The organism is Natrinema zhouii (genome assembly GCF_013456555.2).
GTDB classification, from domain to species: domain Archaea; phylum Halobacteriota; class Halobacteria; order Halobacteriales; family Natrialbaceae; genus Natrinema; species Natrinema zhouii.
Window position 1 is genome coordinate 2500076 of sequence record NZ_CP059154.1, and the last position, 12314, is coordinate 2512389.

At 64.2% G+C, this 12314-nt stretch carries 15 protein-coding genes; 5 read left to right on the forward strand and 10 right to left on the reverse strand.

Going from position 1 to position 12314, the window contains the following annotated elements; translation table 11 throughout:
* Positions 1-15: 15 nt before the first annotated feature.
* The gene (locus tag HYG81_RS31020) at positions 16-948 is read right to left on the reverse strand and encodes an ABC transporter ATP-binding protein (protein ID WP_340674423.1); all 933 of its coding nucleotides are present in this window, start codon (positions 946-948) and stop codon (positions 16-18) included.
* Positions 945-1802 carry an ABC transporter permease gene (locus HYG81_RS31025; RefSeq protein ID WP_226375943.1) on the reverse strand — a complete coding sequence of 286 codons (858 nt, stop codon included), beginning with the start codon at positions 1800-1802 and terminating at the stop codon, positions 945-947. Before HYG81_RS31025 ends, HYG81_RS31020 begins: the two co-directional genes overlap by 4 nt.
* A gap of 140 nt (positions 1803-1942) precedes the next feature.
* Between HYG81_RS31025 and HYG81_RS31030 the strand changes: the two genes are divergently transcribed.
* Positions 1943-2968: a zinc-binding dehydrogenase gene (locus tag HYG81_RS31030; RefSeq protein WP_180840003.1), complete on the forward strand. Its 1026-nt coding sequence runs from the start codon at positions 1943-1945 to the stop codon at positions 2966-2968.
* Positions 2969-3156: 188 nt separating this feature from the next.
* Positions 3157-3477 carry a DUF7977 family protein gene (locus tag HYG81_RS31035; RefSeq protein WP_180840005.1) on the forward strand — a complete coding sequence of 107 codons (321 nt, stop codon included), beginning with the start codon at positions 3157-3159 and terminating at the stop codon, positions 3475-3477.
* Positions 3478-3530: 53 nt separating this feature from the next.
* Here the strand turns inward: HYG81_RS31035 and HYG81_RS31040 are convergent, their stop codons facing one another.
* The gene (locus HYG81_RS31040; RefSeq protein ID WP_180840006.1) at positions 3531-3848 is read right to left on the reverse strand and encodes a DUF7853 family protein; all 318 of its coding nucleotides are present in this window, start codon (positions 3846-3848) and stop codon (positions 3531-3533) included.
* A gap of 186 nt (positions 3849-4034) precedes the next feature.
* Here HYG81_RS31040 and HYG81_RS31045 point away from each other — a divergent pair, with 186 nt between their 5' ends.
* Together HYG81_RS31045 and HYG81_RS31050 are read left to right on the forward strand one after the other, a co-directional pair.
* Positions 4035-5105 (forward strand): hypothetical protein, encoded by a 1071-nt coding sequence (locus tag HYG81_RS31045; RefSeq protein WP_180840008.1) that lies wholly within the window; start codon positions 4035-4037, stop codon positions 5103-5105.
* On the forward strand, positions 5105-5851 hold the full coding sequence (locus HYG81_RS31050; RefSeq protein WP_180840010.1) for a class I SAM-dependent methyltransferase: 747 nt from the start codon (positions 5105-5107) through the stop codon (positions 5849-5851). The genes HYG81_RS31045 and HYG81_RS31050 overlap by 1 nt, the downstream gene beginning before the upstream one ends.
* A 120-nt stretch (positions 5852-5971) precedes the next feature.
* Here the strand turns inward: HYG81_RS31050 and HYG81_RS31055 are convergent, their stop codons facing one another.
* Together HYG81_RS31055 and HYG81_RS31060 are read right to left on the reverse strand one after the other, a co-directional pair.
* Positions 5972-6124: a hypothetical protein gene (locus HYG81_RS31055; protein WP_180840011.1), complete on the reverse strand. Its 153-nt coding sequence runs from the start codon at positions 6122-6124 to the stop codon at positions 5972-5974.
* Positions 6125-6239: 115 nt separating this feature from the next.
* Positions 6240-6641 (reverse strand): PadR family transcriptional regulator, encoded by a 402-nt coding sequence (locus HYG81_RS31060; RefSeq protein WP_180840013.1) that lies wholly within the window; start codon positions 6639-6641, stop codon positions 6240-6242.
* A 233-nt stretch (positions 6642-6874) separates the two neighbouring features.
* On the opposite strand from HYG81_RS31060, the gene HYG81_RS31065 reads away from it, so the two are divergent.
* Positions 6875-7150 (forward strand): ArsR family transcriptional regulator, encoded by a 276-nt coding sequence (locus HYG81_RS31065; RefSeq protein WP_345779637.1) that lies wholly within the window; start codon positions 6875-6877, stop codon positions 7148-7150.
* A gap of 273 nt (positions 7151-7423) precedes the next feature.
* Here the strand turns inward: HYG81_RS31065 and HYG81_RS31070 are convergent, their stop codons facing one another.
* The 5 genes from HYG81_RS31070 to HYG81_RS31090 form a co-directional block, all read right to left on the reverse strand.
* Positions 7424-7981, reverse strand: a complete 558-nt coding sequence (locus tag HYG81_RS31070) for a hypothetical protein (protein ID WP_180840016.1) — start codon at positions 7979-7981, stop codon at positions 7424-7426.
* Between the two features lie 342 nt (positions 7982-8323).
* Entirely contained in the window at positions 8324-9385 is a 1062-nt protein-coding gene (locus HYG81_RS31075; protein ID WP_180840018.1) for a glucosidase family protein, read from the reverse strand.
* Positions 9382-10104 carry a class I SAM-dependent methyltransferase gene (locus tag HYG81_RS31080; RefSeq protein ID WP_180840020.1) on the reverse strand — a complete coding sequence of 241 codons (723 nt, stop codon included), beginning with the start codon at positions 10102-10104 and terminating at the stop codon, positions 9382-9384. Before HYG81_RS31080 ends, HYG81_RS31075 begins: the two co-directional genes overlap by 4 nt.
* 1 nt (position 10105) lies before the next feature.
* Positions 10106-11488, reverse strand: coding sequence for a glycosyltransferase family 4 protein (locus HYG81_RS31085; RefSeq protein WP_180840022.1), 1383 nt, complete (start codon positions 11486-11488; stop codon positions 10106-10108).
* A gap of 264 nt (positions 11489-11752) precedes the next feature.
* On the reverse strand, positions 11753-12313 hold the full coding sequence (locus HYG81_RS31090; RefSeq protein WP_180840024.1) for an NUDIX hydrolase: 561 nt from the start codon (positions 12311-12313) through the stop codon (positions 11753-11755).
* Between the last annotated feature and the right edge of the window lies 1 nt (position 12314).

Consider the following 12314-nt stretch of genomic DNA (forward strand, 5'->3'; position numbering starts at 1 on the left):
AACGTACGTCTCCGGTCACTGTCGCTCGGTGGAAGTCGGCGTCGACGGACCCGGACCGTTCGTGTAGTACGTAAAGAGGTCGGTGTAGGTTGGTTCGATGATCGCGAGCATCGTTCGATCGATCCCCGATGTGGCCGCGAGTTCGTCGAGTCCCCGTCCCGAATCACCTGTAACCGCGTCCTCGTACTGCTCGGGGACGAACCCGCGGATAGTCCCGGCCACCGCGAATGGCTCGCCGTCGACGACTGCCCTGAGCGCGCTCGCGTTCGATGCGCCCGTCTCGAGGACGGGTGGCACCGACGCCAGCAGTTCGTCAGGCGTTCCGGTGGCGACGATCCGACCGTCCGCGAGGAAGGCGATTCGGTCGGCGATGTCTGCGGTCATCGGTCGGTGGCTGGCGACGACGATCGTCTTTCCCGCGGCCTGTTTCTCGCGGAACAGCTCGTGGACCGCCGGGATCGTCGAGAGATCGAGCGCCGCGGTCGGCTCGTCGAACAGGTACAGCGGGACGTCGATGCTGGCGGCGATGGCGAGCTCGAGTTTCCGCACCATTCCGCCGGAGTAGTCCGCGACGGACTTGTCGAGGTCGCCGGCGAGCCCGAGGCGCTCGACGTGCGTGCGCCAGTCGTCCGTGAACGCCGGATGAAGCCGGCGGTAGAAGTGGATGGTTTCCCGACCGGTGAGCTTCTCGAGGGCGAGCGCGTCCTGCAGGAGAAAGCTCGTCGTGTCCGCGCGGGCCGTCGCCGGCTCGCCGAAGACGTCGACGCTGCCTGCGGAGGGACGCTCGCTGCCGGCGAGACAGGAGAGCAAGACCGATTTGCCGACCCCGTTCGGCCCCATCAGAACGAGGAGTTCGCCGTCCTCGACTGTGAGATCGACGTCCTCGAGGACGCCCTCCTCGCCGAAGGACTTGCGGACGCCGTCGACGGTTGCGACCGGATCGGTCACGGCCACCACCCCTGGTCGTAGAGCATTCGATTCACGAGCATCGTTCCGGCGACGGTCGCGAGAACCGCGTACGCAGCGAGCAGTGCGAGGAACGCCGGTTCGGTCGGCATCGCGGGCGGCGCGACGCCGAGTCCGGTCCAGTTCTCTGCCGGGACGAGGTGGTAGACGAGCAGCCGCGTCGGGAGCGTGTTCGGGAGATAGTTCAGTACCGGCCCATCGATCGGTGACTGTGCCGGAACGGTCCCGTTGAGCCCGGTGAGGACGAACGCTCCGACGGCGACGAGCGTGGTCGTCATCGACGCGACTCGCTCGTTGCCGGCGACGACGACCAACGGGATCGCGACGACCATCCAGAACAGACAGGTCAGCGCGCCGGCAGCGAGAGCGATCGGCACCGATTCGGGGCCGCGGAGGCCGTAGGATGCGCCGGTGGCCAGTCCGGCGACGAGCGTCGCGGTGAACGCCCCCGCCGCGAGGACGAGCCCGGCGGCCATTCGGCCGGTCAGTTCGGCCGACGGCGAGATGGGCATCGATCGATAGGCGACGTAGCGCCGGTCCTCGAGGTCGGTCGCGAGCTGGTTGCCGAACAGATACAGGCAGACGAACATCGATCCGAGAACGCCGGTCCCGATGGAGACGCTCGCATCGGCCACCGCCGATGTCTCCACTCCCTGCGTTGCCTGAAGCAGATACATGATCGCAGGGAAGGTGAGCACCCACAGCAGCATGATCCCGCTGTTTCGCACCTCCTGCAGATTCCGGCGAGTGAACGCGCCGGCCTGCTCGAGCCAGACGCGCCACTCCACGCCCGCCTCCCGTTCAGTCTCGGACACCGCCTCCGTTTCAGTTGCCATCGGTCTTCCGTTGTCTCGACACACCTCTGACAGATAATAGTTTATAGTGTAACGTCACGTTCCAGTACAGAGCGATCGCGGCGAATACGGCATGCTGGTAGCCCAACTGTTATGGACGCCGTTTCCGTTGGTCTGCGTATATGCAGGCAGTCCAATTCGCGGAACACGGCGACAGGGACGTCATCGAGTACGGCGAGTATCCCGATCCCGAGATCGATCGGGACGAGGTACTGGTCGACATCAAGGCGGCCGCGCTCAACCACCTGGACATCTGGACGCGACGGGGGATGCCGGGAATCGACCTCGAGATGCCACACATTCCGGGCAGCGACGGGGCCGGTGTCGTCGAGGAAGTCGGAGAGGACGTCACCCGTTTCGAGGAGGGCGATCACGTCGCGCTCTCGGCCGGCGTCGGCGACCTGCGGATGGACGACCCGACGCTCGATCCGCGCTTTCACATCATCGGCGAGCACGTCACGGGCGTCCACTCCGAGTACGCCGCGATTCCGGAGGACAACCTACTCCCCGTCCCCGACCACGTCGACTGGGCGGTCGCCGGCTCGAGCAGTCTGGTCTTCCAGACCGCCTGGCGGATGCTCATCGAACGCGCCGACCTCGAGGCCGGCGAGTCGGTGCTCGTGCTGGGCGCCAGCGGCGGGGTCGGTCACGCCGCGCTCCAGATCGCCGACTACGCGGGTGCGGAGGTGTACGCGACCGGGAGTACCGAGGAGAAGCTCGAGTACGCCGAAGAACGCGGTGCGGACCACGTCTGTAACTACGAGGAGGAGGACTTCGCGGACTGGGTCCTCGAGGAGACGGGCGGCCGCGGCGTCGATGTCGTCGTCGAGCACGTCGGCGCGCCTACCTGGCAGAACTCGCTCAAGAGCCTGACCAAGGGCGGGCGACTCGTCACCTGCGGTGGCACCGGCGGCGGCAACCCGGAGACGGACATTCCGCGAATCTTTTGGAACCAGCTCCAGATCATCGGCTCCACGATGGCCACGCCCGATCAGGTCGACGACGTGATGGAACTCGTCTGGGACGGCACGTTCGAGCCCGCGATCCGCGAGGAGTTGCCGATGAGCGAGACCGCACGCGCCCACGAAATCATCGAGAACCGGGAAGGGTTCGGCAAGGTCGTCGTCCGGCCCGACAGCGAACTGTAGCCGAACGGAAGCGACCGGCGCTGTTCGACTATCGCTGTTCGACCGCCGCCGTTCAATTGCCGCTGGTCGACCACCGCCGTTCGACTGCCGTTGTTTGTCACTGCTGTTCGACTGCTGCTGATGACGTTCGATTTCGCCCGGGTACGGAACCGTGAGGGCTTTCACTGCGCGTCCGAAACGGATCGGTAGTGAACTCGAGCGACGATGGCGGCTACGTCCACGATCCAGGGGCGCTCGACGCCGACGCGGACGGCGGACGGAGCGCCGACGAGTCGGCCGATAGCGGCCAGCGACCCGACCCGGCTCACCCCGCGACGGCCGACCGCGAGTTCGACTGGCGCGGCTGGATCCTCGTCGGCGTCATCGTCTTCGCGTTTCTCGCCGCCCCGACGCTGATCTACCTCGTCCCGCCCGGGGCGGACGGCTACCGCTTCGCGCTGTTGATCGTGCCGCTGGCACCCGCTATTTTGCTCGCGATAACGGCCGTCTGGGCGACGACACGACCCTGAGTACGGCTGCGGCTGTTCGACGACGAACGCGCAACTGCCGAAAAGACGACGGCTTACGCTTCTGCTTCGCGGACGACCTCGAGTCGATCCAGGACGGTCGAGCCGTCGCTCACGTCCCGTTCGGGCGTCTCCTCGCGGTCGACGTACGTCGCCAGTTCGTCATAGAGCCGATCGGCCTGTGGGCCGGTCAGCCGTTCCGTGTCGCCGTCGGCCTCGAGCGTTGCGAGTAGCTCGAGGGTCCACTCGGGTGGCATCTCGTCGATCTCGAGGGCCTCGTCGAGGCGCCTCGAGAGGACGTGGTGGGCGACCCACTGCTCGTCTCTGGAGAGCGTGACTTCGTACGTCTCGGTTTCCGGTGGTGAGGAGGTCATATCGTCTGACGGGACCTGTTTCGTCGGTCCTCAAGCAACGCTACGAACAGGGATGTAATAAGCCTTGTTACCGAATGTCATAGACGTGGCGCAGCCGCGGTTCCGTTCGATTCGGCTGAACAGTCCGTTTTCCGATCAAAAGCTACTAACAGAACCGCCTCCAGATCACAGGTAGGTGCAGAGGTGATGGATTTCGCGACGGTTTCCGAGCGAATCGCGACCGGTCGCATCGGACACGCGGTCTCGCGACTGGTCCCCGCGACCCCCATCTGGGAGCGCGAGTGGGACGTCTGCTGCGTGCTCGACGGCTGCCGTCTCGATCTCATGCGCGAGGCGGCCGCGGCCGGCCACGACGCGCTTCCGGCGCCCGACGCGGTGGACTCGCTGTGGTCGGTCGGCTCCCAGTCGGCGGAGTGGATGGACCACACCTTCGCGCCGCAGTACCGCGAGGAGATGGCCCGAACCGCCTACGTGACCGGCAACCCCTTTTCGTCGCAGTCCTGCGAGCACATCTCCGTCACCTCCGACGACGTCCTGCCGCTCGAGGCCGACGACTTCGCCGTTCTCCACGAGGCCTGGCGCGACGAGTGGGTCGACGACGACATCTCGACGATTCCGCCTAAGCCGCTGACCGACGCCGCGATCGCGATCTGGCGCAACCGGGAGGAGCTGGGCGTCGATCGCGTCCTGGTCCACTACATGCAACCGCACGCCCCCTTCCGGTCGCAGCCGGAGTGGTTCTTTGGCTCGGCCGACATCGAACACTGGGGGCAGTTCGCCAGCGGCGGTGACGACGAAGACGTCGACCTCGCCGACCTTGAGCCGGCCGAACGCGAGGCGCTCGAGGCGCTGGCCGAAGCCGAGGCTGAGGCCGAGGACGACGAGACGGACTCGATGAACGATCCCTGGATGCGCCTGCGCGACGGTGACTTCTCGTTCGACGCGGTCTGGGCGGCCTACCGGGACAACCTCGAGTGGGCCCTCGACGATCTGACGCGGCTGACCGAGAACTGCGACGGGACGGTCGCGATGACCAGCGACCACGGCAACGCGCTCGGCGAGTTCGGCGTCTGGTCACATCCGCCCGGAACGCCGGTCCCCGCACTGCGGCGCGTTCCCTGGGTCGTCCGCGAGGGACAGGATCGGGGGACCTCCGATCCCGCACTTCCCGAGGGAATTCGCGAGGGTGCGGACGATGCGGACGGCGGAGACGGTGCGGAGATCGAATCGCGCCTCGAGGCGCTGGGCTACCGGTAATGGTCTCGAGCACGTTCAGAGACGCGATCTACGCCGTTCGGAAGGCCCGACTGGGACTCGAGCGCCGCCGACTCGACTACGGCCGGGAAACCCGCGAGCGGGCCGAGAGGTTGGCGACGGTTCTCCCCGCCTCGGCGGCCGAACTGCGGGAGTACGAGCGCGAGTACGACGACCTCGAGTGGTTCCACGACAGCTACGCCGACCGCGTCGCCGAGATCCACGAGGCCGGCGTCGCCACCGACACGACCCACTGGCGCGACGGGGTGACTCTCTACGTCGTCTGTCGCGCGCTCGAGGTCGAGACCGTCGTGGAGACGGGTGTGCTGTTCGGCTCGTTCGACGCGCACGTTCTGGCGGCGATGTGCGAGAACAGCGGCGGGACGCTGCACGCGGTCGACCTGCCCGGCGGGCCGCCGGGACCGTTCGAGTACGGCCACCTGATCCCGGATCGGTGTCGCGACCGGTGGGAACTCCACCGGGGTGATGCCCGGGACGTTTTGCCGGGGCTGCTCGAGCGCGTTGGTCCCCTCGACCTGTTTCTCCACGATTCGGACCACCGGCTGCCCCACATGCGATTCGAGTACGAGACGGCACTGGAGCACCTCGAGCCCGGTGGAGTACTGGCGAGTCACGATGTGCGGCTCTCGAGGCTGTTCGATCGGTTTACCGAGGAAAACGGATTAGACGCGTGCGTGGTCTGCGATACGGGGATCGGACGGGCGCCTCCCTCGAGCGGTCCTGATTGAGCGCGTCGGAACTCACTGTCGATACGATGCTGAGGTCCCGTTGAGTGCCTGAACGGCAGTTTCGGACCGATCAGTGTCTTTGGTACCCGCGGCAACTATAATTCGTCTCGAGAAAGATCGTCATCTTTGTCCGCGGCTGTCACGGACCTCGTCGACGGCGTCAACCTCGATGTCGACGGCCAGCTCGTTGAGTGCATCACCCAGCGGAACCGTTTCCTCGTCCTCCAGGTCGCCGGCCATGAATTCGGCGAAGTCGTCGGCAGTGAAGCTCATGGTCTCCCGTTACGGTCCACTTTGCAAAAGTCCGCTGGTGACTCGAGCGATCGTTCGGTCTCGGTATCGATCTCTCGGCGCTGCTCGAGTGAAGTCATCACGTCTCGAGCCCTTGTCACCCGTTCCGGTCACTGTCGCCTCGGAGGTCACAGAGCACGGCGAGGCGTTCGGCGCGCTGGATGAGGAGCGCGCGCCCGGCACCCGTGAGGCCGTAGGCGGTCACCCGCTCGTCCGGGCCGTCGCGTTTGGCGAGGAGTTCGCGCCCGACGAGCGCGCGCAGGTTCGGCTCGAGCCGGGCGCGGCTGACCGTGGGATACCGGCGCTCGAGGGTCCACGTGATCCCCGAGGGGTAACAGGCCTTGCCGTCGCGCTCGCGGCGGGCGACGGCCTCGAGACAGTCGCGCTGGAAGGCGGTGAGTTCGATCCACTCGCGTCGGCCGTCTTTCGGCGGGTAGTCAGGAGGTGATGCGTCTGCTCGAGCGGGGCTTTCAAGGCCCCGCGAATCGTGGTCTGGCATGGCTTTCTGCGGGTTACGGAAGCCACGCGGGCCGGTGGTTAGGTCACCGAGTCCGCGTTTCTCTCGAGGACCGATTCGCGTAGTTGTGGGTCCGTCTGGCTTCTGTAGTTCGGTCAAGGAGTAGACAGTACTTAGAACTAGTGCATCAAATACAGCACTAGAAAGAGCTGAATAGCGCACAAATACTATCGAATCGAGCGTTCTAACACGGTGTTTCGTGTGTTCACGGTCGAATGCGACGGCCACGGGTGGACTGGATGACGCGGGCCGACGACGCGATCCTCGAGTTCCTTCTCAACGAGGGGAACCGTCCCCTCGTCGCAAATCCGTCCACCGTCGAGGCCAACATCGATTACAAGATCTCACATGTCAGACGCAGACTGCGGGCGTTGCAGGACGGTGGGCTCGTGGAGTACTACGACAAGGATCGTGGTCTCTACCGGATTAGTGATCAAGGTCAGGCATATCTCGAGGGTGAACTGGAGAGCGAAGACCTCGAACCATCATAACAAGAAAACGTCGCGGGTGACTACCTGCTACTTAACATACTCGTGCACACAACGCTGGCAATCCTATTTTTTCGACTTTACTGAATGCCGATCTTGGATCGCAACTGTAACCGTGTAAGCTATTCAGAAAAGAGAGACGGGTTAACCGATAGAGCGACTTTCGAGATGCACACGACAAGTCACGGTTCGTGTGCATATTCATGAATCGGGCTCTGTCAGCGTGTAACCCCAGATAGTTATATCGAAGGTTGGCTTTCCGGAGTCACATTCGAGTTAAAGAATTGAGAAGATCTGGATTGAAAAACCAACTACTAAAAGAAGTCCACCAAGGAGTGCATCGATAGATGCTCTAATCTCAGAATCAAGAGAGTTTATTTCCCGATCAGTAGGTCTTTTGATACCGTGCATATTTGTATTCCTTATTTCTGGAGGAGAAATATTTGCGTCTGTTAGGTATCCTCCGTATCCTCTGAATAATCCTCGAGCAACCACAATAGCTCCAACCATATCAAAGACTAATCCATATAATTGTAGTTTCACTGTTTTATGATAAAAGAAGGCCTCGTAGGCTTGTAGCAACACTATTAGAACAAGTACGATAGCTATGTAAGCTTTTGAACGGAAATAAAACCAGTATTGGAATCTCCCCATTATACTTCTGCCCTCCGCTCCTTCAGTAGGTGATGATCGAGATGCAACTTCTCGATAGGTAAGATAATTGAATAAAATAGCAGAGACAATATATGTAAAAAGTTTGTATGGCTTTCGCCATGATGGAAGGTGAGTTGTTGGGATCTGCGCGTATTTAGGTGAACGATTGTCGTCATCCATTTATTATATTCTTCTCAATATACTCGAGCACCAAAAATTTCCGTAGTCTGTCCTTGACTAACTCTAATTCTCTATCTCCTAAGCGGACTCGATAAGGGATAAAACCTCGTAAGCATATCTGACAAGCGGAGTTATCGAGGTCCTGCCCCAGCCTACTAGTGGGGTAGCATTTCTGTAACGTCCGGTATCGGCCTGCCCAATTTTCACTAGCGCGGCGCGCGCTCTGCGCGCCGCGCAATTGCCCTGCCCCCTTAGGGGCACAACGTAAATCTGACCGGGCTCTGTTTTCTAACCTCTATTCGTATCCTTTCTGGCGAACCTGAACGCTCCGCCCCGATCAAGTCATTCAACCAGTGGATCGGTGAACAGATCCGCAGCCCCCGACAGCCCCGACAACGCATCCGCAGCCAATACCGCCGCCCCGCAGGTCCACGTCGGCCGCTCGCCCGGCCAGAACGCCTCGTCCTCGAACTGGTAGCCCGTCCAGAAGACGCCGTCGTCGTCGGTCCACTGAAAGAGCCACTCGAGGACCTCCCGAGCGCGCTCGTGACGACCCACCGCGGCCAGCGAGATCACGAGTTCGCAGGACTCGGCGACGGTCACCCAGGGCTCGTCGGAGACGCAGCGACAGCCCAGCCCCTCCTCGAGGAACCGATCCATCCCGTCCTCGAGTCGCTGTCCGGCCGTCTCGCCGGTCACCGCGCCACAGAGGACGGGGTAGAACCAGTCCATCGCGTAGCGGGACTTGCTCTCCCACGTGCGGTCGAACCGATCGGGCCGCGAGCGGATCGCCTCGCCGAGGCTGGTACGGGCCTCGAGCCACCGGTCGCGCCGCTCCTCGTGATCCAGTTCGCCGGCGATCGCCGCGCCGCAGGCCAGGCTCTTGTAGATCGAGGCGCAGCCGGAGAGCAGCGCGTCCTCGTAGACCTCGCCGTCCGCGCCGACGGTCCAGTAGATCTCGCCGGTCGGGGCCTGCTGGTCGCAGGCGAACGCGAGGGCGTCCCGGACGGTCGGCCAGAGTTCCTCGAGGAACGCTCGATCGCCGGTACAGAGGTAGTGGTGCCAGACGCCGACGGCGACGTAGGCGCTGCGGTGGGTCTCCTTGCGCGGCTCGTCGCCGGCGTGGGCCCCGTCGTTGTCGTCGCCGTCGGCCTCGCCGTAGGTGGCCCAGAGCGCGCCGTCGTCGTGTTGGGCGTCGGCGATCCACCGATACGCGCGGCGAGCCCCATCGCGGCGGCCGGCGACCGACAGCCCCATCGCGCTCTCGACGTGATCCCACGGGTCGGCCGGCCCGTCGGGATACCAGAGAATGAGCCCGTCCGATCGCTGGACGCGCTCGATGTAGTCGACCGCGGGCTCGAGCCCCCAGTCGGCCAGCGACTTCCCCGACGAGACGTTGCTCACGCCTGCCCCTCCAGCTCGAAGTAGTAGACGACGCTCTTGCCGAGCACGGGATCGAGCGCCCGCTCGAGCAGCCGAACCGGCCGCGGCGATTCGAGCACGTCCCACTCGAGGAAGCGATCGTAGGCCCGCAGCGGAAGCGGCGGTTCGCCCCGCTCGTCGCGCTCCCGCCAGAGACACTTCAGCCACCAGTAGGGCGCGTGCAGGGCGTGGGCGAAGTGCCCGTCGACCCGATGGAAGCCGCGTTGCTCGATGACCGCCTGCAACTCCTCGCGGTCGAAGATGCGGACGTGGCCGCCCTCGACGTTGTGGTAGTCGTCCGAGAGGGCCCAGCAGACGCGCTCGGGACCCGCTCGAGGGACACTCACCGCGAGGGTGCCCCCCGGCGCACAGACCCGTCGGAGCTCGTCGATAGCGGACTCGTAGTCGGGGATGTGTTCCAGGACTTCGGTACAGTAGACGACGTCGAACGCGCCGTCCTCGAAGGGTAGTCGGAGCGCGTCCCCCGAGAGAAAGGTGACCGGCACGTCGGATAGCTCGGCGATGTACTCCTCGTAATCCTCTTGTGCAGCCGCCAGACTCGCCGTCTCGAGGTCGAGACCCACGACTTCGGCGACGTTCTCGAGGGCGGCGGCGTGGACGTGTCGGCCCTCGCCGCAGCCGACGTCGAGGACGCGCATACCCGGGGTCAGCGTCATGCGGTCGAAATCGATCGTCTCCATTTCAGGACTCCTGTTCTCGTGTTTCGATCGCGCTGCGGTACGTTCGGACGGTCTCGCGGGCGGCCCGCTCCCAGTCGAACTCCTCGACGATGCGCGCTCGCCCCCGCTCGCCGAGCGTGCGGCGGCGCTCGTCGTCCGCCAGCAGGTCGCGGACGGCCGCGGCCAGCGAGTCGGAATCGCCCGGTTCGACGAGGACGCCGGCGTCGCCGACCACTTCGGGGAGCCCGCCGCCCGTGGTCGCGACGACCGGGACGCCACAGGCCAGCGCCTCGCCCGCGGGGAGGCCGAACCCCTCGTAGATCGAGGGGACCACGGCGACGTCTGCACTCCCGTAGAGTTCGACCATTCGCTCGTAGCTGATTTCGCTGTGCGTTTCGATTGCGTCCGCGATGCCCAGTTCCGAAACGAGCTGGTCGCAGTCGCCGCCCTCGTCGAACTCGCCGACGACGACGAGTTCGGCGTCGACCGACTCGCGAACGTCGGCGAAGGCCTCGAGCAAGTGCCGGGCCCCCTTCAGGGGAACGTCGGCGCTAACGGTCGTCATCACGCGCGGGCGATCGGGATCGGAAGCGGGAGCGCGATCGACGGGTTCGAACAGCTCGGTGTCGATGCCGTTGTGGACGACGCGAATCGACTCCGGATCGGCACCGAAGTCGGTGACGGTGCGGTGCTTGGCCGATTCGGAGACGGTCAGGACGTGGGGAAGCTCCCGGACGACCTCGCGTTGCATCCGGAGGAAGCGATACCACCGGCGGATCAACAGCCGCTCGGTCCAGTCGTCCGCCGCCTCGAGTGCGGCCTCGCGATCGACGGTGATCGGGTGGTGGACGGTCGCCACGACGGGGTGGCCCCGGTCGCGGAGCGTGTGAAGTCCGTGACAGAGCGACTGGTTGTCGTGGACGATGTCGTATGCGGGCTGGTGTTCCTCGAAGTAATCGACGACCTGCCGGCCGAAGACGTAGGGATCCGGAAAGCCCCCGGTGAGCGCGCTCAGCCACTCGTACAACGCGAGCGGATCGCGGAGGTACGAGGAGTTGAACTGGCCGAGTCGGTCGAGTTCGTCGACGATGTTCTCGCCGGGCAACTTCACCAGCCGAACGTCGTCGTCGAGGTCCGGATACGGCTTGCCGGAGAGCACGTCGACCGAGTGGCCGAGATCGGTCAGCGCCCGGCTGAGGTACTTCACGTACACTCCCTGCCCCCCGGAATACGGGTTCGACCGATAACTCAGTAGACAGATATCGAGCGGTTCGCTGGCAGCGTCGGCCGCCTCGAGCGCCGGCTCGGAGTCAGCCGTCGGTTGCGCGGCCGTCGGCTCCCCTGCCGACGCGGACGAGGTGATAACACTCCCTCGAAGAAGACGTCTGAACGTACCAGTGACCATCGCAGTCTATCCTGCATGTATGGGCACTCCCTCATAAACCTCCCGCTCGTGTACTGTTTCTTGACAGTGTTCAGTCGCAATACGGACCTGTATCACAGGGTCCTCGAGCCGGACCCGGTCGGCTGTCCCTTCGCTCGATCGGCACGTGTCGTCCAGCCGTTGACGAAGCGGAATCGGTTTTCGGACTGGATGACCTGCCGGAGCGTCTGTGATCTGTCATCCCCGGTACAAACTAACAGGTCGAATCGATCCCGGCAGCGGTCCTTACCGGATGTCCCGGCGCATGGCGATCTCGAACCACGGGCAGAGGCGAAGCTGACGGTACCACTCCGGATTCGAGTGGAGTCGCTCGTAGGGAACCCACAGCAGGCCGGCGACCTCCTCCTCGTCGGGGTCGAGACTGCGGTCGGACAGCGTCACCTGCAGGACGGCACAGACCTCGTGCTCGACGCCCGCGTTCTCGAAGTAGCGCTTGTACTCGAAGCGATCGGTCAGTCGCAAGTCGTCGTACTGGTCGGGCGTGATCCCCAGCTCTTCCTCGAGTCGCTGGCGGGTCGCTTCCTCTTGGCTCTGGCCTTCGACGGGGTGGGAGGCGACGGTCCCGTCCCAGTAGGTCCCCCACAGGCGTTTGCCCGGTGCTCGCTGGGCGAGCAACACGTTCCCCTTGCCGTCGAAAACGAGCGAGGTGAACGCCCGGTGGCGAATGCCATCGCCTGTGTGGGCGTCGAGTCGGTTGACCAACTCGAGTTCGGTGTCGTCGGCGTCGACGGCGATCACGTCCTGTCCTGCGTTTTCGTGTTGCAGGTCCTCCTCCGGCGTGCTCATA

Excerpts from the sequence above, each read along its gene's own strand:
- HYG81_RS31090 (WP_180840024.1), bottom strand. The coding sequence starts at position 12,313 with ATGAGCACGCCGGAGGAGGACCTGCAACACGAAAACGCAGGACAGGAC.
- HYG81_RS31025 (WP_226375943.1), bottom strand. The coding sequence starts at position 1,802 with ATGGCAACTGAAACGGAGGCGGTGTCCGAGACTGAACGGGAGGCGGGC.
- HYG81_RS31065 (WP_345779637.1), top strand. The coding sequence starts at position 6,875 with ATGCGACGGCCACGGGTGGACTGGATGACGCGGGCCGACGACGCGATC.
- HYG81_RS31080 (WP_180840020.1), bottom strand. The coding sequence starts at position 10,104 with ATGGAGACGATCGATTTCGACCGCATGACGCTGACCCCGGGTATGCGC.
- HYG81_RS31055 (WP_180840011.1), bottom strand. The coding sequence starts at position 6,124 with ATGAGCTTCACTGCCGACGACTTCGCCGAATTCATGGCCGGCGACCTG.
- HYG81_RS31085 (WP_180840022.1), bottom strand. The coding sequence starts at position 11,488 with ATGGTCACTGGTACGTTCAGACGTCTTCTTCGAGGGAGTGTTATCACC.
- HYG81_RS31060 (WP_180840013.1), bottom strand. The coding sequence starts at position 6,641 with ATGCCAGACCACGATTCGCGGGGCCTTGAAAGCCCCGCTCGAGCAGAC.
- HYG81_RS31030 (WP_180840003.1), top strand. The coding sequence starts at position 1,943 with ATGCAGGCAGTCCAATTCGCGGAACACGGCGACAGGGACGTCATCGAG.
- HYG81_RS31050 (WP_180840010.1), top strand. The coding sequence starts at position 5,105 with ATGGTCTCGAGCACGTTCAGAGACGCGATCTACGCCGTTCGGAAGGCC.
- HYG81_RS31070 (WP_180840016.1), bottom strand. The coding sequence starts at position 7,981 with ATGGATGACGACAATCGTTCACCTAAATACGCGCAGATCCCAACAACT.
- HYG81_RS31045 (WP_180840008.1), top strand. The coding sequence starts at position 4,035 with ATGGATTTCGCGACGGTTTCCGAGCGAATCGCGACCGGTCGCATCGGA.
- HYG81_RS31040 (WP_180840006.1), bottom strand. The coding sequence starts at position 3,848 with ATGACCTCCTCACCACCGGAAACCGAGACGTACGAAGTCACGCTCTCC.